This is a genomic window from Burkholderia sp. NFPP32, assembly GCF_900119325.1.
Taxonomy (GTDB): domain Bacteria; phylum Pseudomonadota; class Gammaproteobacteria; order Burkholderiales; family Burkholderiaceae; genus Burkholderia; species Burkholderia pyrrocinia_C.
Genome location: NZ_FPJP01000015.1, coordinates 92,375 through 115,654, shown reverse-complemented (window position 1 = coordinate 115,654; position 23,280 = coordinate 92,375). Strand labels below are relative to the sequence as shown.

The 23,280-nt window shown below is 69.3% G+C and carries 22 protein-coding genes; 8 read left to right on the top strand and 14 right to left on the bottom strand.

Translation table 11 applies throughout. The features are described 5' to 3' along the window. Window positions 1-55 precede the first annotated feature (55 nt). Both dalD and BT264_RS25305 read right to left on the bottom strand, forming a co-directional pair. On the bottom strand, window positions 56-1,450 hold the full coding sequence (dalD, locus tag BT264_RS25310) for a D-arabinitol 4-dehydrogenase (protein ID WP_072442826.1): 1,395 nt from the start codon (window positions 1,448-1,450) through the stop codon (window positions 56-58). Window positions 1,451-1,643: 193 nt separating this feature from the next. After that, a complete protein-coding gene (locus tag BT264_RS25305; RefSeq protein WP_072442828.1) occupies window positions 1,644-2,555 on the bottom strand; it encodes a LysR family transcriptional regulator in 912 nt (303 codons plus the stop codon). A 97-nt stretch (window positions 2,556-2,652) separates the two neighbouring features. On the opposite strand from BT264_RS25305, the gene mdlC reads away from it, so the two are divergent. From mdlC to BT264_RS25285, 4 genes are all read left to right on the top strand, one after another. Further along, window positions 2,653-4,260 (top strand): benzoylformate decarboxylase, encoded by a 1,608-nt coding sequence (gene mdlC / locus BT264_RS25300; protein ID WP_072442830.1) that lies wholly within the window; start codon window positions 2,653-2,655, stop codon window positions 4,258-4,260. A 29-nt stretch (window positions 4,261-4,289) separates the two neighbouring features. After that, window positions 4,290-5,741, top strand: a complete 1,452-nt coding sequence (locus BT264_RS25295; protein WP_072442832.1) for an aldehyde dehydrogenase — start codon at window positions 4,290-4,292, stop codon at window positions 5,739-5,741. 14 nt (window positions 5,742-5,755) lie between these two features. Then, complete coding sequence (locus tag BT264_RS25290) at window positions 5,756-6,700, top strand: ketopantoate reductase family protein (RefSeq protein ID WP_072442833.1); 945 nt, start codon at window positions 5,756-5,758, stop codon at window positions 6,698-6,700. Window positions 6,701-6,958: 258 nt separating this feature from the next. After that, window positions 6,959-8,356 carry an MFS transporter gene (locus BT264_RS25285; protein WP_072442904.1) on the top strand — a complete coding sequence of 466 codons (1,398 nt, stop codon included), beginning with the start codon at window positions 6,959-6,961 and terminating at the stop codon, window positions 8,354-8,356. Window positions 8,357-8,386: 30 nt separating this feature from the next. On the opposite strand, the gene kynA is transcribed toward BT264_RS25285, so the two are convergent. The 3 genes from kynA to kynB form a co-directional block, all read right to left on the bottom strand. Beyond that, window positions 8,387-9,331 (bottom strand): tryptophan 2,3-dioxygenase, encoded by a 945-nt coding sequence (kynA, locus tag BT264_RS25280; RefSeq protein WP_072442835.1) that lies wholly within the window; start codon window positions 9,329-9,331, stop codon window positions 8,387-8,389. Between the two features lie 92 nt (window positions 9,332-9,423). Next, the gene (gene kynU / locus BT264_RS25275) at window positions 9,424-10,677 is read right to left on the bottom strand and encodes a kynureninase (protein ID WP_072442837.1); all 1,254 of its coding nucleotides are present in this window, start codon (window positions 10,675-10,677) and stop codon (window positions 9,424-9,426) included. A gap of 25 nt (window positions 10,678-10,702) precedes the next feature. Beyond that, window positions 10,703-11,344: an arylformamidase gene (gene kynB, locus BT264_RS25270; protein ID WP_072442839.1), complete on the bottom strand. Its 642-nt coding sequence runs from the start codon at window positions 11,342-11,344 to the stop codon at window positions 10,703-10,705. A 130-nt stretch (window positions 11,345-11,474) separates the two neighbouring features. Between kynB and BT264_RS25265 the strand changes: the two genes are divergently transcribed. Beyond that, window positions 11,475-11,975 (top strand): Lrp/AsnC family transcriptional regulator, encoded by a 501-nt coding sequence (locus tag BT264_RS25265; RefSeq protein WP_006477992.1) that lies wholly within the window; start codon window positions 11,475-11,477, stop codon window positions 11,973-11,975. Here the strand turns inward: BT264_RS25265 and BT264_RS25260 are convergent. The 4 genes from BT264_RS25260 to BT264_RS39335 form a co-directional block, all read right to left on the bottom strand. Then, window positions 11,962-12,471: a flavin reductase family protein gene (locus BT264_RS25260; protein WP_034178871.1), complete on the bottom strand. Its 510-nt coding sequence runs from the start codon at window positions 12,469-12,471 to the stop codon at window positions 11,962-11,964. The genes BT264_RS25265 and BT264_RS25260 overlap by 14 nt on opposite strands. A 319-nt stretch (window positions 12,472-12,790) precedes the next feature. Then, window positions 12,791-13,456 (bottom strand): hypothetical protein, encoded by a 666-nt coding sequence (locus BT264_RS25255; RefSeq protein ID WP_072442840.1) that lies wholly within the window; start codon window positions 13,454-13,456, stop codon window positions 12,791-12,793. Then, window positions 13,453-14,859: a selenium-binding protein SBP56-related protein gene (locus BT264_RS25250; RefSeq protein WP_072442841.1), complete on the bottom strand. Its 1,407-nt coding sequence runs from the start codon at window positions 14,857-14,859 to the stop codon at window positions 13,453-13,455. The genes BT264_RS25255 and BT264_RS25250 overlap by 4 nt, the downstream gene beginning before the upstream one ends. Before the next feature lie 393 nt (window positions 14,860-15,252). Continuing rightward, window positions 15,253-15,423: a hypothetical protein gene (locus BT264_RS39335; protein ID WP_177318414.1), complete on the bottom strand. Its 171-nt coding sequence runs from the start codon at window positions 15,421-15,423 to the stop codon at window positions 15,253-15,255. 15 nt (window positions 15,424-15,438) lie between these two features. Between BT264_RS39335 and msrA the strand changes: the two genes are divergently transcribed. Beyond that, complete coding sequence (gene msrA, locus BT264_RS25240; RefSeq protein ID WP_072442842.1) at window positions 15,439-15,999, top strand: peptide-methionine (S)-S-oxide reductase MsrA; 561 nt, start codon at window positions 15,439-15,441, stop codon at window positions 15,997-15,999. 24 nt (window positions 16,000-16,023) lie between these two features. Here msrA and BT264_RS25235 read toward each other — a convergent pair whose 3' ends face one another. The 3 genes from BT264_RS25235 to pdxH form a co-directional block, all read right to left on the bottom strand. Next, window positions 16,024-17,322, bottom strand: coding sequence for a DUF72 domain-containing protein (locus BT264_RS25235; protein WP_072442843.1), 1,299 nt, complete (start codon window positions 17,320-17,322; stop codon window positions 16,024-16,026). Window positions 17,323-17,345: 23 nt separating this feature from the next. Then, window positions 17,346-18,566: an SAM-dependent methyltransferase gene (locus BT264_RS25230; protein WP_072442844.1), complete on the bottom strand. Its 1,221-nt coding sequence runs from the start codon at window positions 18,564-18,566 to the stop codon at window positions 17,346-17,348. Window positions 18,567-18,686: 120 nt separating this feature from the next. Beyond that, window positions 18,687-19,331 (bottom strand): pyridoxamine 5'-phosphate oxidase, encoded by a 645-nt coding sequence (pdxH, locus tag BT264_RS25225; RefSeq protein WP_072442845.1) that lies wholly within the window; start codon window positions 19,329-19,331, stop codon window positions 18,687-18,689. A gap of 128 nt (window positions 19,332-19,459) precedes the next feature. Between pdxH and tcdA the strand changes: the two genes are divergently transcribed. Beyond that, window positions 19,460-20,317: a tRNA cyclic N6-threonylcarbamoyladenosine(37) synthase TcdA gene (gene tcdA / locus BT264_RS25220; protein WP_072442846.1), complete on the top strand. Its 858-nt coding sequence runs from the start codon at window positions 19,460-19,462 to the stop codon at window positions 20,315-20,317. 98 nt (window positions 20,318-20,415) lie between these two features. On the opposite strand, the gene trxA is transcribed toward tcdA, so the two are convergent. Together trxA and BT264_RS25210 are read right to left on the bottom strand one after the other, a co-directional pair. Next, window positions 20,416-21,264, bottom strand: a complete 849-nt coding sequence (trxA, locus tag BT264_RS25215; RefSeq protein ID WP_072442847.1) for a thioredoxin — start codon at window positions 21,262-21,264, stop codon at window positions 20,416-20,418. Between the two features lie 52 nt (window positions 21,265-21,316). After that, the gene (locus BT264_RS25210; protein ID WP_072442906.1) at window positions 21,317-22,198 is read right to left on the bottom strand and encodes a pirin family protein; all 882 of its coding nucleotides are present in this window, start codon (window positions 22,196-22,198) and stop codon (window positions 21,317-21,319) included. Between the two features lie 153 nt (window positions 22,199-22,351). Here BT264_RS25210 and BT264_RS25205 point away from each other — a divergent pair, with 153 nt between their 5' ends. Beyond that, window positions 22,352-23,230: an EamA family transporter gene (locus BT264_RS25205; RefSeq protein ID WP_177318416.1), complete on the top strand. Its 879-nt coding sequence runs from the start codon at window positions 22,352-22,354 to the stop codon at window positions 23,228-23,230. Window positions 23,231-23,280 lie beyond the last annotated feature (50 nt).

The window sequence follows — 23,280 nt, the reverse complement described above, 5'->3', positions numbered from 1 at the left end:
GGCATGTGCCAAGCGGGTTTGCCCGGCCGCGCGGCCGGGCGCCGGCTGGCGCGCGTCAGCGCTGCGCGAGCCATGCGTCGACGCGGGCGAGCGCGGCGCGCAGCGCCTCGAACAGCGCGGCGTTGCCCGCGAGCGAGCCCCACAGCGGGCGGCTCGCGCACAGCGCGACGGCCGGGTCGTCGGCGTCGACGATCGCCCGTGCGGCGCTTTCGTCCATCACGCCGTCCTGGTACGCGTACGGCAGCGTGCCGCGCGCCCAGCGTTCGAGAAAGCGCAGGAACAGCGCGGGCAGCACGGCGGTGGCGACCGGCGCCGCGCCGCGCGCGAACGATTCGACGAGTGTCGGCGCGATGAAGCCGGGGATCTTCGAGAAGCCGTCGGCCGCGACGCGCTGGTTCGTGTCGAGCACGTACGGGTTGCCGAAGCGCTCGAGCACGACGTCGCGATAGCGCGCGAGATCGAGCGGGCTCGGCGTGAGGCACGGGATCACGTCCTGCGTCACGTAGTCGTGCGCGAAGCGGCGGATCGCCGCGTCGTGCGTGCCTTCGTGGATATACGTGTAGCCCGCGAGCGTGCCGGCCCACGCGATGCAGCTGTGCGTCGCGTTGAGGATGCGGATCTTCGCTTCCTCGTACGGGTGCACGTCGTCGACGAGTTCCGCGCCGGCCAGCTCCCAGCGCGGCCGGCCGGCCGCGAAGCGGTCTTCGATCACCCACTGGATGAACGATTCGCCCATCACCGGGCATGCGTCGTCGATGCCGGTGGCCGCCAGCACGCGTTCGCGCACGTCGGCGGTCGGGCGCGGCGTGATGCGGTCGACCATCGCGCTCGGCGTGGCGACGTTCGCATCGAACCACGCGAGCAGGTCGGCTGCCCCGCGCCGTTCGAGGAATTCGCGCATGCCCGCGCGAAAGCGCGCGCCGTTGTTGCGCAGGTTGTCGCAGCTCTGCAGCGTGAGCGGGCCCGCGCCGCGCTGCATGCGTTCGGCGAGCAGCGCCGCGAGCGCGCCGTACAGCGTCGTGCGCGCGCCCTGCAGGTCGGCCGCGAGATCGGCGTTCGCGACGTCGAGCCGGTTGTGTTCGTCGAGGTAGTAGCCGCCTTCGGTGACGGTGAACGACACGATCCGGCAGGCCGGATCGGCGCCGGCGTCGATCAGCGCGGCGAGGTCGATCGACCAGGGCAGCACGCGCGTGATCGCGCGGATCGTCTCGTACGCGCGCTCGCCTTGCGGCGTGACGGTTTCGAGCGTGTATTCGCCGTGCTGCGCGGCGAGCGCGTCCATCGTCGCGCGCATGTCGTCGCGGATGTTGCCGACGGTCAGCGACCAGCGTTCGTCGGCCGGCACGGCCGCGTTCACGCGATGCAGATACCACGCCTGGTGCGCGCGGTGAAACGAGCCCGCGCCGATGTGCAGCAGCACGGGCGCGCGGGCGGTGGGCGATTCGCTCATCCGGTGTCTCCTGTTCGTGCCAGTCTTTCCTGTCGACTAGATCATTTGCTCTTCATGTGAGCGAATGATCGTATTCGGGCGAGCGAAAGTCAAGGCGGGGAGACGGCATTTCGATGGTGCGCTGCGGCGGCGCGCGGGTGGCGCGGGAACGGAGGCGAAGGGGCGCGAACAGGCGGCCGGTAGGGAACGGGTGTCAGCGCCCTTCGCGCGTGAGCGCGACGAGTTCGTCGAGCAGCTTGCCGGCCGGACCCGGCAGGATCCCGTGGCGACGCCGGAACGCGGTGAGCGTGCGTACTGCGACGACCTCCTGCACCGGCAGCGTGTCGATCGTGCCGGCCGCCTGCTCGGCGCCGTACATCGGCTCGGCCATCCAGCTCAGGAAACCGGCATGCGCGACGAGGCTCTTCAGCGTCGTGACCGAGCGCGTTTCGACCGCGATGTCGGGCAGCGCGAGCCCGTGTGCGTCGAAGGTCGCGCGCATGTGGTCGAACGGTGCGGTGCCGCGCGGCGGAATCGCCCAGCGCGCGTGCAGCGTGTCGACGAGCGTCGGCGCGCGGCCGAGCGCGCGCAGCGGATGGTGCGGCGCCGCAACGATATGGCTGCGATCTTCCCAGCGGCACTCCGGAATCGCGACGATCTCGTCGGTGTCGGGCCCGTGCGCGGACAGCGCGAGATCGATCTCGTGCTTGTTCAATCCGTCGGCGAGGCGGTCCCACACGCCTTCGAGAATCTCGACGCGCAGGTTCGGCCAGCGGTCGAGCACGCGGCCGACCGCGACCGGCAGCACGAGGCTCGCGATGCTGCCCACCGTGCCGACCTTGATCGTGCCCTTCGCGAACCCGCGCATCGCGTCGAGTTCCTCGCGAGCATGCTCGGCCTCGTGCTGCAGCAGCGTCGCATGCGGCAGCAGCGCGTCGCCGAACGCGGTGAGCTGCACGCCCTTCGAATGGCGCTCGAACAACGGCGCGCCGACCTGGTCCTCGAGCCGCTTCAGGATCCGGCTCAGCGCCGGCTGCGTGACATGCAGCGCATCGGCCGCGCGGCCGAGGCTGCCGCAGGCGACGATCGTCGTGAAGGCGCGCAATTGTCGGAGATCGAAAGTCATGCCGGAATGTAATGGCTTATCGCAAAAAATACAGTATCCGAGAATGGCTTGCGCTTCGATACTGTGGAAACCGCCAAGCCATCGAGGAGCGCCGAGCATGTCCGGCCATTTGCCCCCATCCGCCGCATCGATCACCGTTCGCGATGCGGTTATCGACCTGCTTCGCCAGTTCGGCATCGACCGCGTGTTCGGCAATCCCGGTTCGACCGAACTGCCGATGTTCCGCGACTTCCCGGCCGATTTCCGCTACGTGCTCGGCTTGCACGAGGCCGTCGTGGTCGGGATGGCCGATGGCCATGCGCAGGCCACCGGCAATGCGGCGGTCGTCAACCTGCATTCGGCGGCGGGTGTCGGCAACGCGATGGGCAATCTCTTTACCGCGTTCAGGAACCGTACGCCCATGGTCGTCACCGCGGGCCAGCAGGCGCGCGCGATCTTGCCGTTCGATCCGTTCCTCGGCGCGACGCAGGCCGCCGAGCTGCCGAAGCCGTACGTGAAATGGAGCATCGAGCCCGCGCGTGCGCAGGACGTGCCGGCCGCGATCGCGCGTGCTTACCGCATCGCGATGCAGGAGCCGCGCGGGCCCGTGTTCGTGTCGATCCCGGTCGACGACTGGGACCAGCCGGCCGAGCTGCTGCCGCGGCGCGACGTGAGCAGCGTCGTGCGGCCCGATCCCGACGCGCTCGCGCGGCTCGGCGACGCGCTCGACGCCGCGCGGCGCCCCGCGTTCGTGGTCGGCGCGGCCGTCGATCGTGCCGGTGCGTGGGACGACGTCGTGCGGCTGGCCGAGCGGCACCGTGCGCGCGTGTACGTCGCGCCGATGTCGGGGCGCTGCAGCTTCCCCGAGGATCATCCGCTGTTCGCCGGCTTCCTGCCCGCGATCCGCGAGAAGATCGTCGCGCGGCTCGACGGGCACGATCTCGTGTTCGCGTTCGGCGCGCCCGCGTTCACCTATCACATCGAGGGCTTCGGCCCGCACGTGCCGACGGGTGCGGCGCTCGTGCAGCTCGTCGACGATCCGGGCGTTGCCGCGTGGACGCCGTCGGGCGACGCGGTCGTCGGCAACCTGCGGCTCGCGGCGCGCGACCTGCTGGCACGGCCGGCGCCGCCCGAGCGGCCGATGCCCGCGCCGCGCCCGCCGCGCGCACGCGTCGACGCACCGGCCGCCGGCGAGCGCATGTCGGCCGCGTTCGCGCTGCAGACGCTCGCCGACGTGCGCGACGCACAGGACATCGTCGTCGAGGAAGCGCCGAGCGCGCGGCCCGTGATGCAGGAACACCTGCCGTTCACGCGCAGCGGCACGTTCTACACGATGGACAGCGGCGGGCTCGGCTACGGGATGCCGGCGGCCGTCGGCGTCGCGCTCGCGCAGCCGGGCCGGCGCGTGATCGGGCTGATCGGCGACGGGTCGAGCCTGTATTCGATCCAGGCACTGTGGAGCGCCGCGCAGCTGAAATTGCCGATTACGTTCGTGATCCTGAACAACCGGCGCTACGCGGCGCTGCAGGATTTCGCGCCGGTATTCGGCTTTGGCCCCGGCGATCCCGTGCAGGGCACCGATCTGCCCGACCTGGATTTCGTCGCGCTCGCCGAAGGGATGGGCTGCCGCGGCGTGCGCGTCGCCGATGCGGCGCGCCTGCGCGACACGCTGACCGACGCGCTGCATGCCGCGACGCCGGTCGTCGTCGAAGTCGAGATTGCCTGACGCGCGACGCGCGTCTTTCCGGAGACTCCATGCAAACCGTATCGATGCTGATCGGCGGCGAACGCCGCCACTCATCCAGCGGCGCGACCTTCGTGCGCCGCAACCCGCTCGACGGCGAAATCGCGTCCGAGGCGCCCGCGTGCACCGTCGACGATGCGCGTGCGGCGGCCGACGCGGCCGCGCGCGCCTTTCCCGAATGGGCCGCGCGCGGCCCCGGCGCGCGCCGCGCGCTGCTGCTGAAGGCGGCCGCCGCGCTCGAAGCGAAGCATGAACAGTTCGTCGCCGCGATGGCGGCCGAGACGGGCGCATCCGCGCTGTGGGCCTGCTTCAACGTGCACCTTGCCGCGAGCGGGCTAGTCGAGGCCGCATCGCTGACCACACAGGTCGGCGGCGAACTGATTCCGTCCGACGTGCCCGGGTCGCTCGCGATGGGCGTGCGGCAACCGGCCGGCGTGGTGCTCGGCATCGCGCCGTGGAACGCGCCGGTGATCCTCGCGACGCGCGCGCTCGCGCTGCCGCTCGCGTGCGGCAACACGGTCGTGCTGAAGGGCTCGGAGCTGTGTCCCGTCACGCACGGGCTGATCGTCGAGGCGCTGCAGGAGGCTGGATTGCCGCCGGGCGTCGTCAACTTCGTGACGAATGCGCCCGACGATGCGGGCGCCGTCGTCGACGCATTGATCGCGCATCCGGCCGTGCGCCGCGTGAATTTCACCGGCTCGACGCGCGTCGGCAGGATCGTCGCCGAAGCATGCGCGCGCCACCTGAAGCCGTCGGTGCTGGAGCTTGGCGGCAAGGCGCCGTTCGTCGTGCTCGACGATGCCGATCTCGACGCGGCGGTCGCGGCCGCCGCGTTCGGCGCGTTCGCGAATTCCGGGCAGATCTGCATGTCGACCGAGCGGATCGTCGTCGACGCGTCGATCGCCGATGCGTTCGTTGCGAAGCTTGCCGACAAGGCCGCGTCGCTGCCGCTCGGCGACCCGCGCAACGGCCCCGTCGTGCTCGGCTCGCTGATCGACATGAAGGCCGTCGAGCGCTGCAACGCGCTGATCGACGATGCACTCGCGCTCGGCGCGACACTGCTGTGCGGCGGCAAGGCCGACAGCACGCTGTTCCCGGCGACGCTGCTCGATCGCGTGACGCCGGCGATGCGCATCTATGCGGAAGAATCGTTCGGCCCCGTGAAGGGCATCGTGCGCGTCGACGGCGAGGCTGCGGCAATCCGCTGCGCGAACGACAACGCGTTCGGGCTGTCGTCGGCCGTGTTCAGCCGCGACGTCGCGCGTGCGCTGCGCGTCGCGGCACGCATCGAATCGGGCATCTGCCACGTGAACGGCCCGACCGTGCACGACGAGGCGCAGATGCCGTTCGGCGGCGTGAAGGACAGCGGCTTCGGCCATTTTGGCGGCAAGGCCGGCATCGCGGCGTTCACGGATCTGCGCTGGATCACCGTGCAGACCGCGCCGCGCCACTATCCGTTCTGACGAGGCCACCGACGATGAGAATCGCAATTCTGGGCGCGGGCGCGATGGGCTCGCTGTTCGGCGGTCTACTGGCCGAAAGCGGCGAGGCCGTCACGCTGATCGACGTGAACGACGCGCATCTCGATGCGATCCGTCGCGACGGGCTGCGCATCGACGACGATCGCGGCGAACGCCGCATCCGCGCATTGCAGGCCGTGCGGCCGGAAGCCGCGAATGCGGACGCGGCCGCATCGCCCGATGCATCGTTCGACCTGCTGATCGTTTTCACGAAATCGCTGCATACGCGCGCGGCGCTCGACGGCGTGCGCGCGCTGCTGACGTCGCATACGCACGTGCTGACATTGCAGAACGGGCTCGGCAACGTCGAGACGCTGAATGCGTTCGTGCCGCTCGATCGAATCCTGGTCGGCGTGACGACGTGGCCGGCCGATGCCGCGGGGCCCGCGCACGTTCGCTCGCACGGCGCGGGCGCGATCCGCATGATGACGGCCGACGGCCACGCACACCCGTTCGCGACGGCCGTGGCCGATGCGCTGTCGCGCGCGGGGCTCGCATGCACGCTCGACGCCGACGTGTGGGCCGCGATCTGGGAGAAGGTCGCGTTCAACGCTGCGCTCAACACGCTGTGCGCGGTGACCGGTTGCACGGTCGACCAGCTCGGCAACCATCACGACGGGCCGCGGCTCGCGCTCGCGATCGCAGCCGAGACGGCCGCCGTCGCCCTCGCGAACGGAATCGCCGTCGACGGTGAACGCATCGCGCGCAACGTCGAACACGCGATCAGCGAGCATCGCGGCCATCGCCCGTCGATGCTGCAGGACGTGCTCGCGGGCCGCCGCACGGAAATCGACGCGATCAACGGCAAGGTCGTCGCGGCCGCGCGCGACGCGGGCGTCGCGGTGCCGCATACCGAGACGCTGCTCGCGCTAGTCCGGCTGATCGACGCACGGGTGAACTGAACATCGGGCCGGCGGCGCGGCTTGCGCCGCACGACGATACGAGCCGTCGCGCGCAGGCGATGGCGCCGGATCGAGAAGGGTTGAAAAGACACCGGCGCCGACGTATTGACGCCGGCCGACCGCGCAGTACGAGATCCGGGCACGCGTCGACGCGCCAGCCCGGACAACAGGAGACGCCATGAAAGCCATCGAATGCCGTTGTCTTGCCGCGCGCCGTTCGCGCACGTTGCCACCGACGCGCGGCGCACGGGAGGTCGCATGAGCACGCGCGACGGATTGCCGCCGCCGTCGGTCGACATCGGCACGACGCTCGACGACGGGCCGTTCACGACGATGCAGCGCTGCGTGGTGCTGCTCGCCGCGCTCGCGATCGTGCTCGACGGCTTCGACGGCCAGTTGATCGGTTTCGCGATTCCGGTGCTGATCCGCGAATGGGGTATCACGCGCGGCGCGTTCGCGCCGGCCGTCGCGGCCGGGCTGATCGGGATGGGCATCGGCAGCGCGTGCGCGGGGATCGTCGCGGACCGCTTCGGCCGCCGCCAGGCCGTGATCGGCAGCGTGTTCCTGTTCGGCGTCGCGACCTGCGCGATCGGCTTCGCGCCCGACGTCGCGGCGATCGCGATGCTGCGCTTCTGCGCGGGGCTCGGGATCGGCGGCGCGCTGCCGACCGCCACGACGATGACGGCCGAATACACGCCCGCGCGGCGCCGCACGATGATGGTGACCGCGACGATCGTCTGCGTGCCGCTCGGCGGGATGCTGGCCGGCCTGTTCGCGCACGAGGTGCTGCCGCGCTACGGCTGGCGCGGGCTGTTCTTTGCAGGCGGCGCGCTGCCGCTTGTGCTCGGCTTCGTGCTCGTGCGCGCGCTGCCCGAATCGCCGCGCTATCTCGCGCGGCGTCCCGCGCGCTGGCCGGAACTCGGCGCGCTGCTCGCGCGGATGCAGCGGCCGGTCGCGCCGGACACCGTGTTCACCGATACGAAAGACGCACGCGCACCCGGTGGCCGCGGCGGCTTCGGCGCGCTGTTCGCGAGCGGCCAGGCGCGCGACACGATCGCGCTGTGGTGCGCGTTCTTCATGTGTCTGCTTGCTGTCTACGCGGCGTTCAGCTGGCTGCCGACGATGCTGGCCGCGAGCGGGCTGAGCGTGTCGGTCGCGGGCGCGGGGCTCACCGCGTACAACCTCGGCGGCGTGATCGGCGCGCTGCTGTGCGCATGGGCGATCGCGCATGCCGGGTCGCGCTGGCCGCTCGCGCTGTGCAGCATCGGCGGCGCGGCGAGCGCAGTGTGGCTGATGGGAGTCGATGCGAGCCGCCACACGAACTGGCTGATCGTCGGGCTCGGCCTGCACGGGCTGTTCGTCAACGCGGTGCAGTCGACGATGTATGCGCTTTGTGCGTACATCTACCCGACGGCGGTGCGCGCGACGGGCACCGCGAGCGCGCTCGCGTTCGGCCGGCTCGGCGCGATCCTCAGCGCGTTCGCGGGCGCGATCGTGATCACGGCGGGCGGTGCGGGTGCGTACCTGACGATGCTGGCCGCGGCGATGGGCGTCGTGTGCATCGCGCTGCTCGCGGTGCGGCGGCACATTCCGCGGCTGTCGCGCGCGCAGTCGGTGCCGCGCGACGGGGAGGAACTGGCCCACACGTCGTCGTGACGTGCGGGCGCATCGCGTGCATCGTGTGCGTTAGAGCGTGGTGCGCACGTGCCAGAGCTCGGGGAACAGCACGACGTCGAGCATCTTGCGCAGATACGGCGCGCCGCTGGTGCCGCCCGTGCCCTGCTTGAAGCCGATGATGCGCTCGACCGTCGTCACGTGACGGAAGCGCCACTGGCGGAACGCGTCCTCGAGATCGACCAGTTCCTCGGCCATCTCGTACAGCTCCCAGTGCTGCTGCGGGTGTCGGTACACCTCGAGCCACGCGGTTTCGACCGTCTCGTCGTGACGCGTCGGCTGCGTCCAGTCGCGCTCGAGTCGCTCCGGTGCGATCGGGAACCCGCGCCGCGCGAGCAGGCGCACGACCTCGTCGTAGAACGACGGCGCTTCGAGCGTCGCGCGCACCTGTTCGAGGATGTCGGGCCGATGCGCATGCGGCTGCAGCATCTGCACGTTCTTGTTGCCGAGCAGGAATTCGAGCTGACGATACTGGTAGGACTGGAAGCCCGACGACTGCCCGAGATACGGCCGCATCGCCGAATACTCGGACGGCGTCATCGTCGACAGCACGTTCCACGCCTGCACGAGCTGCTCGAGGATGCGCGACACGCGCGCGAGCATCTTGAATGCGGGCGGCAACGCATCGGAGCGCACCGCGTCGAGTGCGCCGCGCAGCTCGAACAGCGCGAGCTTCATCCACAGCTCGCTCGTCTGATGCTGGATGATGAACAGCATCTCGTTGTGGTCGGGCGACAGTGGGTGCTGCGCGTCGAGGATCGAATTCAGCGACAGGTAGTCGCCGTAGCTCATCGACTTCGAGAAATCGAGCTGCGCGTTGTGCCAGCCGGCTTGGCCCGAGGCATCGCCCGGCACGTGCGGCGCTTCGTGTGCCGCTTGCGCCGAATGTACCGGTTGCGCGGCGCGTGCGCCCGAGAACGGGCAGCCCGCCGGCGCTTCGTCGCCGGGCGGCTGCATATGACCAGAATTCACGACTTTCTCCAGGGTTGAATGACGGGGGCGCGGCGCGTTATCCGCACGTCACTGCGGCGCGCGCCGGGCAAAACCGGTCAGGTCACCGCGCCGCGTTCGGCGAACTCGGGCGCCTTCCACGCGTCGGTGGCCAGGATGTCGCGCAGCGTCTCGACGGCATCCCACACGTCGGCGAAGCGCACATAGAGCGGCGTGAAGCCGAAGCGCAGCACGTACGGCTCGCGGTAGTCGCCGATCACGCCGCGCGCGATCAGCGCCTGCATCACTTCATAGCCGTGCGGATGCTCGAAGCTCGCCTGCGAGCCGCGCTGGTGATGCGAGCGCGGCGTGACGAGCTTCAGCGACAGGCCCGCGCAGCGCGCTTCGACGAGCGCGATGAACGCATCGGTCAGCGCGAGCGACTTGCGGCGGATCGCCTGCATGTCGGTCTGCAGGAACACGTCGAGCCCGCATTCGACCATCGACATCGACACGATCGGCTGCGTGCCGCACAGGAAGCGCGCGATGCCCGGATCGGGCGCGAAGCCCGGCTGCATCGCGAACGGCGCGCGGTGGCCCCACCAGCCGGACAGCGGCTGCGAGAAGTGCGCGTGATGGCGCTGCGGCACCCACACGAACGCGGGCGAACCGGGGCCGCCGTTCAGGTACTTGTACGTGCAGCCGACCGCGCCGTCCGCGCGCGCGCCGTTCAGGTCGACCGGCACCGCGCCGGCCGAGTGCGCGAGATCCCACAGCATCAGCGCGCCCGCGTCGTGCACGAGCTGCGTGACGGCCGGCATGTCGTGCATGTAGCCGGTGCGGTAGTTCACGTGCGTGACCATCGCGACGGCCGTGTCCGCGCCGAGCGCGTCGGGCAGGTCGGCCGGATCGTCGATCAGGCGCAGCTCGTAGCCGCCGCCGAGCTGCTCGATCAGCCCCTGCGCGATATACAGGTCGGTCGGGAAGTTCGAGCGTTCCGACACGATCACGCGGCGCTCGGGCGCGCGCTCGGCCTGATGACGCAGCATCGCCGACAGCAGCTTGAACAGGTTGATCGAGATGGTGTCGGTCACGACCGTTTCGCCGGGCGCGCCGCCGATCAGCGTCGCGAGCTTGTCGCCGAGACGGCGCGGCAGCGCGAACCAGCCGGCCGTGTTCCAGCTGCGGATCAGCCCTTCGCCCCATTCGGCGCCGATCACCTGCTGCGCGCGGGCGGCCGACGCGCGCGGCTGCGCGCCGAGCGAGTTGCCGTCGAGGTAGATCACGCCGTCGGGCAGCGCGAACTGGTCGCGCAGCGGGGCGAGCGGGTCGTCGCGGTCGAGCGCGAGCGCGTCTTCACGGGTCTTGATCATGATGTGGGGTCGTAGGTCGGGGTAATCAGGAAGCATGCGCGGGCAGCGCGCGCAGCACCGCGCGCACAGGGCTCGCGTCGAGCGTCGCGAACTTCAGCGGCAGTGCGATCAGCTCGTAGTCGCCGGGCGGCACGTCGTCGAGCACGATGCCTTCGAGGATCGCCATCCGGTGCGCACGCACGCGGTGATGCGCATCCATCGTCTTCGATTCCTGCGGGTCGAGCGACGGTGTATCGATGCCGATCAGCTTCACGCCATGTGCGGCGAGCAGGTCGATCGTTTCAGGCGCGACTGCGCAGAAGCCGGGGTCCCATTGCGTGACCGGCGCTTGCGCACAGGTGCGCAGCAGCACGCGCGGCGGCACGCCGTCGAGCGCGGTCGCGATATCGGCCGGCTGCACGACGGGCGATGCGCCGATGCAATGGATCACGCGGCACGGGCCGAGATAGGTGTCGAGCGGCACGGCGCCGATCGGCGCGCCGTCGGCGTCGTAGTGCAGCGGCGCGTCGCAGTGCGCGCCCGTATGCGGCGACAGCGTCAGGCGCGCGACGTTGACCGGCGAGCCGGCCTCCATTCGCCACACGCGTTCGACGGAAACCGGCGTATCGCCCGGCCACACGGGGGTGGCGGGGCTGACAGGCGGCGAGATGTCCCAGAGTGTGTCCATGGCATGACGAATCGGTGAGTCGATGCTTCGAATGATAGGTGGACGCTCGCAGAAAGTGCTTGCGAAATAAACATGGACAATCCGCCGGATTGGCAGATAATTCGACTGAGAGGGAAAACGGGGACCAAAAATGCACGCGATCACGCTCGATGCCACCGACTGCCGGATTCTGGCGGTACTGCAGGAGGAGGGCAGAATCAGCAATCTCGATCTGGCGGAACGGATTTCGCTTTCGCCGTCCGCCTGCCTGCGCCGCATGCGCCTGCTCGAGGAGCAGGGCGTGATCGAGCACTATCGCGCGTGCCTGAGCCGCGAGAAGCTCGGCTTCGAGCTCGAGGCGTTCGTGCAGGTATCGATGCGCAACGAGGAGAATCAATGGCACGAGCGCTTCGCGGAAGCGCTGCGCGAATGGCCGGAGGTGGTCGGCGCGTTCGTCGTGACGGGCGAGAGCCACTATCTGCTGCGCGTGCTCGCGCACAACCTCAAGCACTATTCGGATTTCGTGCTGAACCGGCTCTACAAGGCGCCCGGCGTGATGGACATCCGTTCGAACATCGTGCTGCAGACGTTGAAGGACGAAGCCGGCGCGCCGGTCGGGCTGGCGCGCACGGGTGCGATCAAAGCGGTGTAAGGCCGTGGAAGCCGCCGCCGTGGAACACGAGCGGCGGTGTCTCGTCCGACGCGGCGCGCACGCCGCAGCGTTCCACTTCGCCGACGAAGATCACGTGGTCGCCTTCGTCATAGCGGCTGCGGTTGTGGCATTCGAACCACGCAAGCGCGCCGTCGAGCACGGGCATCCCCGAATTGCCGGCCACATGCGCGATCCCTTCGAAGCGGTCGCCCTTGTAGGTCGAGAAGCGCTTGCACAGGTCGAGCTGCGACGCCGCAAGCACGTTCACCACGTAATGACTGTTGCCGCGGAATACGGGCGTCGACGCCGATTTGTGCGCGAGGCTCCACAGCACGAGCGGCGGATCGAGCGATACCGAGTTGAACGAGCTGGCGGTGATGCCGATCAGTTGCCCGGACGGCGCGCGCGTCGTGATCACCGTCACGCCCGTCGCGAACTGGCCGAGCGCCTGGCGGAAGGCGGCCGCGTCGAAATCCGGCGGATTGGCGCGGCTCATCGGGCGGCCATCCGGAACGAAACGGGCGGGCGCGGCGCGACGCAGGTGTGACGGGCGCGGCGGACGAAAGGCGACAAGGCGGTCGGTTGGGAAGTGGTGCGCATGGCCCGATTTTAGCGGAATCGGGGCCGCCGGGCCCGGCCGGACGGCGCATCGCGGGGATAGGGTGACGTAGCGAACACTGCGGCGCGCTGCCGGGATCACGATGGCGCGCGGTCGGCATGGCCGTTCTGTCGCGTTTTTGTGCGGTGCCGCCGGCCTGTCCACCTGCCGATCCGCCGATCCACCCCATCCGCCACGCGCACTATCGATGCCCGTGCTATCGCGTCGCCGCCAGCCCGAGCGACAGCGCGCCCGTCACGATCAGGCTCGACGCCCACACCGCATCGAGATTGAACCAGCTCCGCGACACGAACTTCAGCCCGAGATAGCGGTACACGAGCCACGCGAGCCCGCCGCCGGCGGCGATCATCGCGGCCGCATGCACGGCCGCGACGACGAGCGCCATCCCGAGATGCGCATCGACGAGCGTGGCCGCCGCGCGGTGGCCGGCGTCCATGTCGAGCCCGCAAAGCCCGAGGTAGATCGGCACCAGCATCAGCCCCGCGCCGTGCGCGATCGCGACCGCGAACGACCACAGGCCGAGCCGCGCCGGCGGGATCCGCGCGAGCGCACGCGGATGCCGGCGCCGGATCAGCAGCACGGCGCCGAAGCCGATCACGAGCGCGCTCGCGCCGATCCGGATCGCCGACTGCCACGCGAGCAGCGCGGCGAGCAGCCCGAATGGCAGCATCACCGCGAATACCGCGAGCGCATGGCCGAGCGCGAGATAGCCGAGCGCCGCGACGAGCGCGCCGCCGCGGCGCGTCATCAGCGCGTTCGACACCGCGAGCGGCCAGCCCATCGCGGGATTGAGCCCGTGATACACGCCGCTCGCGAGCACGGCCGCCCACAGCGCGAACTGCGCGTGAAGTCCGGTGTTCAACGCTTGACCGACGGGTAGCAGAACGAGTCGGTCGAGCAGTCGCCGCCTTCGAGCCGGATCTGGTGCGCGCGATAGCCGTCGGGGAACTCGACCCAGTAATCGTCGGCGAGCGTCAGCCCGCCGTCCGGCCCTGCGTGCGCGAGCACCTGCGCGGCCGGCACGCCGTCCGGGTAGAACTGGTCGTCCCACGTCGAATAGAGCGAGTTGGTCCAGTACACGCGCCGGCCGTCGCGGCTGATCTCCACCATCTGCGGGCCGCCCGCGAACGCGCGGCCGTTCGTGTGCGGCGCGCGGCGCACGATGCCGCCGATCCGCACCGCCCCCGCGAGCACCGGGTTATGCGGATCCGACACGTCGTACTGGCGCATCTCGCCGGTGCCCCAGCACGATACGTAGAGGAAGCGGTCGTCGAGCGACAGGTCGATGTCGGTCACGAGCGGCGGCACCGCGCCGAACGCTTTCAGCAGCGGCGGCAGTTCGTCGGCCGCGGCCGGCTCGGCCGGGATCGTCGCGGTCTTCTTCACATGGAACTTGCCGTCCTCGCGCCACCAGGTCCAGATCGAGCCTTCGAGGTTCGTCGTATCGACCACCACGCCGACGAATCCGTATTCGCGCACCGGGTCGTGCGCGGGCCGCACTTCGAGCGCCATCTGGTGCTGCGCGCCGAGATCGATCGTCTGCACGTTGCGCCGCGCGCGCAGGTCCCAGAAATGCAGCCGGTGCCCGTATTTGTTCGCGAGCAGATCCTCGGGCACGATGCCGTTCTCGAATTGCGGCGGCAGCGCCCATTCGCTCGACACCATGTAGTCGCGCGGCAGGTTCCACCAGAAATCGTAGTGCTTGTCCTGCGGGCCGCGATCGATCTCCCAGCGGCCGAGCACGTCGAAGGTTTCGCAATCCATGATGAAGATGCCGGGCGCGCCGTCGGTGCCGTCCTTGCCCGCGCCGCCGAGCGTGCTCACGTAGATGCCCTCGGGGCCGCAGTGAACGGTGTGCGGCCGCGAATAACCGGTCTTCGCGAAGATCTCGTCGGGCTCGATGATCTTGTGGATGCGCGCCTGCGTCGGGTGCGGCTTCGTGTCGATCACGTAGATGCGCGACGAGCGCAGGCCGGGGATGATCAGGAAGCGGCGCTCGAGGAACGCATGGCCGGTCAGCGGCGACAGCGCCGACGAGCACGCATTCCAGCCGAAGTGGTGAAACTCGTCGCCGGTGTTCGGCATCGTCACCGTGTGCACGATCTTTCCGTAGGTCGGCGAGCCGGGCTTCACGTCGATCACGGCGAGCGCGTCGGGTCTGGAAAAATCGGGGCTCAGCAACAACGTATAGGCAAACTCTTCCGCCGGCGCCTGCATCGCAAGCTCGGGCGAAGCGTGAAACGTCGGGTCAGGCCGCATGCTCATGGTGATGCCCTCTCGGTGGTATCGGACTACTGACGCACGGCCGTGCGCTGCGGACGTACGGGTCGAGGTGGCCGCACGGCGCGCATCTCGCCGGCGGGCGCGATCGGCAGGCGGATGCACGCGTCGGCGACACGCGCGGCGCCGTGCATCAGATCGTGAAAGCGGGTGAAGACGATGAACCGGATCGCGACGCCCTGAGTGACACGGGCGCACGATATCGCGAAGGTGAAGTTGAAGCGTCGGCTCGCGACGTGGCGGCGACCGGGCCCGCGACGCGGACGATGTCTGTCAAGACGTGCATATCGATGTTCCGGCAGATGATGGGTGCATCAGGGTCGGGCGTGCATCGGACGCTTTGCGTGGCCGGACGGTTTGCGCCGCGGTCACGCGTGCCTAAGTGTAGTCGAGAAACGTGCGGTCGGTCGCGCGCGGCACCTGTGCGATCTGCCAGGTTCGCGCGCGAGTGAGATACTTGCCGAAGTGCCGCTGCGTCGCGTACCACGGATGCGCAGCGGCGAGATGCAACGGTGGCGCCGGCACCTGCGTGCCGGCTGCTGTCATCAACGAGGGTCTGATTTCATGGGGAACGAAATGCTTGGAACCGCGACGTTGGGAGGCGGGTGTTTCTGGTGCACGGAGGCCGTGTTTCTCGACGTCGATGGCGTGACGGCCGTCCAGTCGGGCTACGCGGGCGGCCACACGCGCAATCCCGGTTATCGCGACATCTGCGAAGGCGACACGGGCCACGCGGAAGTCGTCAACGTGACATTCGATCCGGCGCGCATCGGCTATCGCGAGATCCTCGAGATCTTCTTCGCGACGCACGATCCGACCCAGTTGAACCGGCAGGGCAACGACGTCGGCACGCAGTACCGGTCGGTCGTGTTCACGCATTCCGATGCGCAGCGCGACACCGCGCTCGACGTGATCCGCGAACTGGAGCGCGAGCAGGTGTTCGGGCAGCCGATCGTCACGCAGGTCGTGCCGCTCGACGGCAACTACTGGCCGGCCGAGGACTATCACCAGAACTATTATGCGCGTAACCCGGGGCAGGGCTACTGTTCGGTCGTGATCGGGCCGAAGCTCGCGAAATTCCGGCAGAAGTTCTCGCACCGGCTGAAGTCGCTGCGCGGCGCGTAAGCGAGCGAACGGCGGAAACCGGCGTCAAGCCGCCTCGCCGCGCCACTGCGCGCACGCGGCGGCGATCTCGCGCGCGAGCGCGATGCACGACAGCGGCGCGGAGCCTTCCGCCTTGTTGTTGATCGTGATGATCACCGGCTGACCGGCCAGCGCGTAGCGCGCGGCCAGTTCGGCGAGCGCCGAGCGCGTGGCCGGATCCTCGTCGACGAGCTTGTCGAACGGCTCGTACTTCGCTTTCGCCTGTTCGTACTTGAAGCCGCCGCGCAGGCTCCAGCGCACGATCAGCGGGCCCGGCGCGTCGCCGTCGAGCAGCGCGAGCGCGGCGGCCTGGCGCAGCGGGTCGGGCATCCGCGCGTGCAGGCCGACGCAGTAGCGCACGCCGAGCGCGGCGAGCGCGCGGATGAAGCGCGGCGTGAGCAGGCTCGCGTCGCGAATCTCGATCGCGTAGCGCGGGCCGTCGGCTTCCGGCGGCAGCGGCGGCAGCGCCGTGAAGAACGCGGCGAGCCGATCGATCAGCGCGGCCGGTTCGGCGAGCAGATGATCGGGCAACGGCGAGAACTGGAACACGAGTACGCCGGCCTTCCGGCCGAGCCCTTCGAGGCACGGCTGCACGAATTCCCGGGTGGCGAGCTGCGCGTCGAGGAAGGTCGGGTTCGGTCCCGACGGCTCGCCGCGCCGGCCGCGCACGACCGCGTCGGTCACGGCGGCCGGCGCCTTCACGACGAAGCGGAAATCGTCGGGCACCTGCTGCGCGTAGCGCAGGTAGTCGGCCACCGACAGCGGGCCGTAGAACGACCGGTCGAGGCTCACGCTCTTCAATAGCGGATGCGCGCCGTACGCTTCGAGCCCTTCGCGCGACAGCTTCGTCTGCGCGAAATCGCCGTCGTAGACGATGCCGTTCCAGCCGGGGAAATACCACGACGACGTGCCGAGCCGGACATTCGGCGGCAGGCCGGCTGCTGCGTCGGCGACGTCCGCCGCGATCGGCGCGGACGGCACGCCGCGCCGGCGCTGGCTTTTCTTCGGCGGCGCGGCCGGCGGCGACGGGTCGTCCCACAGCAGGCCGGGGGCGGGCGGCGTTGGTTCGTCGGAAGGGCGGGAGGCTGCGCGGGCGGGCGGCGCCTGCCGCGCATCGTCATGCGGGTTCGAAGTCACGCGTTCATCGGCGTTTGCAGGGTGCGTGTCGTCCGCGGGCGACGACGCGCGTGCAGCGTCCGCCGGCACGCCGAACAGGTCGAATTGTCCGTCGGCGTGCGACTCGTCCGTGTCGTCGCGCTGCTGTCGTTCCGGCGGCGCCTTGCGCCGCGTCCTGCCGTCACCCATGCATGCCCAGCGTGAAGCGCCGCCTAGCGCGGCAGCGCGTGTTCGTACATATAGCGCCGCGACCACGGCAGCGTTTTCGCGCTGCGTCCGGCCTTGCGGCACACGATCTGGAAGATCGACACGTCGTCGTGTTCGAACGCATACGCGCAGCCGGCGAGATACACGCGCCAGATGCGGAATTTTTCGTCGTCGACGAGTTTTCGCGCTTCCTCCGCCTTCGCCTCGAAGTTTTCCGTCCAGATGTCGAGCGTGCGCGCATAGTGCCGCCGCAGGCTTTCGACGTCAACCGCTTCCAGTCCGCCACGCTGCGCCGCTTCGAGCGCGAGGCTGATGTGCGGCAGCTCGCCGTCCGGGAACACGTAGCGGTCGATGAACTCGCCGCCGCCGAGTGCCGTTTCGCCGCTTTCCGCGTCGGTCGACGTGATGCCGTGGTTCATCGCGATGCCGTCGTCGGCGAGTAGTTCGCGCACCCGCGAGAAGTACAGCGGCAGGTTCTTGCGGCCGACGTGCTCGAACATCCCGACGCTCGTGATGCGGTCGAACTGGCCGTCGATCTCGCGGTAGTCCTGCAGGCGGATCTCGATCTTGTCCTCGAGTCCGGCGGCCTTCACGCGCGCGGTCGCGAGGTCGAACTGGTTCTGCGACAGCGTCACGCCGAGACACGTCGCGCCGAACTTCTGCGCGGCGCGCAGCACGAGCGCGCCCCAGCCGCAGCCGATGTCGAGCAGGCGCTGGCCCGGCTGCAACTGGATTTTCGTGAGGATGTGGTCGATCTTCTTGATCTGCGCGGTGGCGAGATTCTCGTCGCCGTTCTCGAAGTACGCGCACGAGTACACCATGTTCTCGTCGAGCCACAGCTTGTAGAACTCGTTCGAGACGTCGTAGTGGTACTGGATCGCCTTCTTGTCGGTGTTCTTCGTGTGGTTGAAGTAGCGCTTCACGCGCGCGAGCTTGCTCGCGCTCGTCACCGTGCTGCGCGCGAGCGAGTAGCCGATGTTGATGATGTCCGACAGCTTGCCCTCGATGTCGATCTTGCCCTTCACGTACGCCTCGCCGAGATTGTCGAGGCTCGGTTCGAGCAAGAGCGGCAACGCCGACGCGCTGTTCACCTTCAGCGTGACCTGCGGCGCGCTGAAGGTGCCGAAATCGAGTTGTTCGCCGTTCCACAGCACGAGGCGTGCCGGTATGTTCGCTTTCGCCCGTACTTCATCCGCCCACTGTGCCAGCTTCTTTTCCCAGAACATTTGGATTCTCCGTTTGTTCGTTGAATCGAATACAGCCAAGTATCTTGACGGCGCCCGCCGCTTGCGGCGCGGGCGCCCGGATGCAACACGAGACACGACCGGCATGTGCCGGCGCCGCGCTTACGGCGACAGGCGCGAAATCGTCCAGCCCGGCGACGTGTCGGCGTCGCGCGTATAGAGCAGACGGTCGTGCAGCCGCGACGGGCGCCCCTGCCAGAACTCGATCGCGTCGGGCACGAGGCGGTAGCCGCCCCAGTGCGGCGGGCGCGGCGGGGTGTCGCCGTAGCGTTCGCTGACGGCCTTTTCGCGCGCTTCGAGCGTCGCGCGGCTGTCGATCACCGCGCTCTGGTCGGACGCCCATGCGCCGATGCGCGAGCCGAGCGGGCGCGACGCGAAATAGCGGTCGCTTTCTTCGGCGCTGGTTTTCTCGATCCGGCCTTCGATGCGCACCTGGCGCTCGAGCTCGATCCAGTAGAACAGCAGCGCCGCTTGCGGATGCGCGGCGAGATCGTGCCCCTTGCGGCTTTCGTAATTGGTAAAGAAGACGAACCCGCGTTCGTCGACGCCCTTGATGAGCACGATCCGGGCAGACGGCCGGCCGTCGGCGCCGACGGTCGCGAGCGTCATCGTGTTCGGCTCGGGCAGTTTGGCGGCGAGCGCCTCCTTGAACCAGCGGTCGAACTGGACGAAGGGGTCGGGGGCGGCATCGGCTTCGTCGAGCGAAGCACGCGAATAGTTGATGCGGAGATCGGCGAGAGTCGTCATGTTATGCAAACGCTTCAATCTGGGGCCAGTATAGCGAACGCGCAAGAATCGTGCGTGCACAGTGGCGCGTGGGAGCGGGGAGTTCAGGCAAAATAGAGGGCTGCTCGACTTACGTTTTCCTTGCTGCCATGTCCGCTGCCGACACTGCCCCGCCCAGTTCTTCTGATCTTACCCCGACCCCGGCAATCCAGCTTGACGTGGATCGCGAACGGCGTTTCGGCGGCGTCGCGCGGCTGTATGGTGCGCCGGCGGCCGCCGCTTTCGAGCGTGCGCATGTCGCGGTGATCGGGATCGGCGGCGTCGGCTCGTGGACGGCCGAGGCGCTCGCGCGCAGCGCGATCGGTACATTGACGCTGATCGATCTCGACAACGTCGCGGAAAGCAATACGAACCGGCAGATCCATGCGCTCGACGGCAATTACGGCAAGCCGAAGGTCGACGCGATGGCCGAGCGGATCGCGCTGATCGATCCCGCGTGCCGCGTGAACCGGATCGAGGATTTCGCGGAGCCCGACAACTTCGACGCGCTGCTCGGCGGCGGTTTCGACTACGTGATCGACGCGATCGACAGCGTGCGCACGAAGGTCGCGCTGATCGCATGGTGCGTCGCGAAGCGGCAGCCGCTCGTCACGGTCGGCGGCGCGGGCGGGCAACTCGACCCGACGCGCATCCGGATCGACGATCTCGCGCTGACGATCCAGGATCCATTGCTGTCGAAGGTGCGCGCGCAGTTGCGCAAGCAGCACGGCTTTCCGCGCGGGCCGAAGGCGCGTTTCAAGATCAGCGCCGTGTATTCGGACGAGCCGCTGATCTACCCGGAAGCGGCCGCATGCGACATCGAGGACGGCGCCGAGCCGTCCGCGGTCGCGCACGTCGCGGGGCTCAACTGTGCGGGATTCGGTTCGAGCGTGTGCGTGACCGCGAGCTTCGGCTTCGCGGCCGCCGCGCATGCGCTGCGCGCGATCGCGGCGCAGGCCGCGGGCTGATCGGCGACGCGCGGGCGTTGCTTCATGCTGCGGCGCGGGACACGCGCTGCCAGCGATACGGCGACCGGCCGGGCCGTTGCGGCCCTGCCGGTCGTTCGTCAGTTGAGCGCCATGCTCAGCTTGCGCCGCCATCCGGCGACGATATCGGGGCGGTCGCCCGCCAGCTCGAACACCGAAATCATCGTCTTGCGGCCGAGATCGTCGCCATACGCGCGGTCGCGCAGCACGATTTCCAGCAACTGCTCCAGCGCGCCTTCATACTCGCGCCGCGCGATCAGGCTCTGCGCGAGGTCGAAGCGCGCGTCGAGATCGCCCGGGTTCGCTGCGATACGGGCTTCGAGCGCGTCGGTCGGCGGCAGGTCGGCCGTTGCGTCGAGCGCGTCGAAACGGGTCTTGATCGCCTGGTAGCGCGGATCGCCGCCTTCCACGATCTGCGGCGACAGGCGCTCGGCCTCGGCGCGCGCGACTTCGACCTGGTTGTTCGCGAGCAGCAGTTCGATCAGGTCGAGGCGCGCGTCGTCGAAACCGGGGTTCAGCGCGAGCGCCGCTTCGAGGTGCGTGAGCGCGTCGTCGTGGCGCGATTCGGCCACCGCGTACTGCGCGGCGCGGCGTTCGGCTTCCTCGGGCGCCGGCAGCAGCCGGTCGAGGAACGCGCGCAACTGCCCTTCGGGTAGCACGCCGACGAACTGGTCGACCGGGCGCCCGTCCGCGAACGCGATCACGTGCGGGATGCTGCGCGTCTGGAAGTGCGCGGCGAGTTCCTGGTTCTCGTCGACGTTGACCTTCACGAGCTTCCAGCGGCCTTCGTAATCGGCTTCGAGTTTTTCGAGCAGCGGGCCGAGCGTCTTGCAGGGGCCGCACCACGGCGCCCAGAAGTCGACCAGCACGGGCGTGTCCAGCGACGCCTCGATGACGTCTTTCTCGAATGTGGCAAGCGTGGTGTCCATGTCGTTCTCTTCCGTTCGAATATCGTCAGGATGGGGGCGGCGCGCCCGTTTTTCAACGCGGCTTCGACTTGGGCAGTGGAATCCACTCGGTCTCGCCCGGCACCTTGCCCATTTCCTGGCGCGTCCAGGCTTCCTTCGCGCGCGCGATCGCGTCGCGGCTGCTGGCGACGAAATTCCATTCGATGAAGCGCTCGCCGTCGATCCTGTCGCCGCCGAGCAGCATCGCGCGCGCGCCGCCGGCGCTCGTCAGCGTGACCGCCGCGCCCGGCGCGAGCACGGCCATCTGCTCGGCCGGAACCGGCGTGCCGTCGATCGCGAGATCGCCGTCGACCACGTAGACCGCGCGCTCCTCGTGCGACGCGTCGAGTTCGATGCGGCCGCCGGCCGCGAATTCGGCCGCGACGTACAGCGTGCGCGAGAACGTCGTGACCGGCGAGCGCAGCCCGAACGCATCGCCGGCGATCACCGTCAGCGACACGCCGTCTTCGTCGCGCTTCGGCAGCGTGTCGGCCGCATGGTGCTCGAACGACGGCTCGGTGGTTTCGTGCGCGCGCGGCAGCGCCACCCAGGTCTGGATTCCGTGCACGGTGTGGCCGTTTGCGCGCTGCGCGTCGGGCGTGCGCTCGGAGTGGACGATCCCGCGGCCGGCCGTCATCCAGTTCACGTCGCCCGGCACGATTTCCTGCCGCGAGCCGAGGCTGTCGCGGTGCAGGATCGCGCCGTCGAACAGGTAGGTGACGGTCGCGAGCCCGATATGCGGATGCGGGCGCACGTCGAGCCCGGTGCCGGCCGGCAGCGTGGCGGGCCCCATGTGATCGAAGAAGATGAACGGGCCGACGAGGCGCGCGGCGAGCGCGGGCAGCGTGCGGCGCACCTGCAGGTTGCCGATGTCGCGCACGTGCGGCTTCAGCAGGGCTTTGATCGAGTCGGTCATGGCGGGTCCGGTGATGCAATGGGGATGCAGGTCATTGTAATAGCCGCCCGCCGACGATTCCATGCGCGCCGCGCGGGTATCGGGCCGGGCGGCGAAACCCGGTAGACTGACGCGCTTCGGAACAACGATTCGACAATCGAGGAGACGCCGATGATGGCCCCGAAGGACTTGCTGCTCGCGCTGGTCGTGATTCTGGCGTGGGGCGTTAACTTCGTCGTGATCAAGGTCGGCCTGCACGGGATGCCGCCGATGCTGCTCGGCGCGCTGCGCTTCACGCTCGCGGCCGTGCCCGCGGTGTTCTTCGTGCGCCGGCCGCAGATTCCGTGGCGCCTGCTGGTGCTGTACGGCGCGACGATCCAGCTCGGCCAGTTCGTGTTCCTGTTCACCGGCATGTACGTCGGCATGCCGGCCGGCCTCGCGTCGCTCGTGCTGCAGTCGCAGGCGTTTTTCACGCTGGTGTTCGCGATGCTGTTCCTCGGCGAGCGGCTGCACGTGCAGAACCTGGTCGGGCTCGCGATCGCCGCGGGCGGGCTCGTCGTGATCGCGGCGCAGGGCGGCCGTGCGATGACGCTCGCGGGTTTCCTGCTGACGATCTGCTCGGCTGCGATGTGGGCGTTCGGCAACATCGTCACGAAGAAGGTCGGGAAAGCGAACCTCGTGTCGCTCGTCGTATGGGCGAGCCTCGTGCCGCCCGTGCCGTTCTTCCTGCTGTCGCTGTGGTTCGAAGGGCCGCAGCGGATCGCGACCGCGCTCGCCGGGCTCGACGGTGCGTCGATCTTCGCGGTCGTCTATCTCGCGTTCGTCGCGACGCTGCTCGGCTACGGGCTGTGGAGCCGCCTGCTGTCGCGCTACCCGGCCGCGCAGGTCGCGCAATTTTCGCTGCTGGTGCCGATCGTCGGGCTCGCGTCGTCGGCGCTGCTGCTCGACGAGCACCTGACGCGCGCGCAACTGCTCGGCGCGGCGCTCGTGATGGGCGGGCTCGCGGTGAACGTGTTCGGCGGGAAACTGATGCGCCGCTTCGCGGCGTCGTGACGCGCCGGCACGCGCTGCGTGCCGGCGGCGGGGCGGGGTGGCCGGGTACG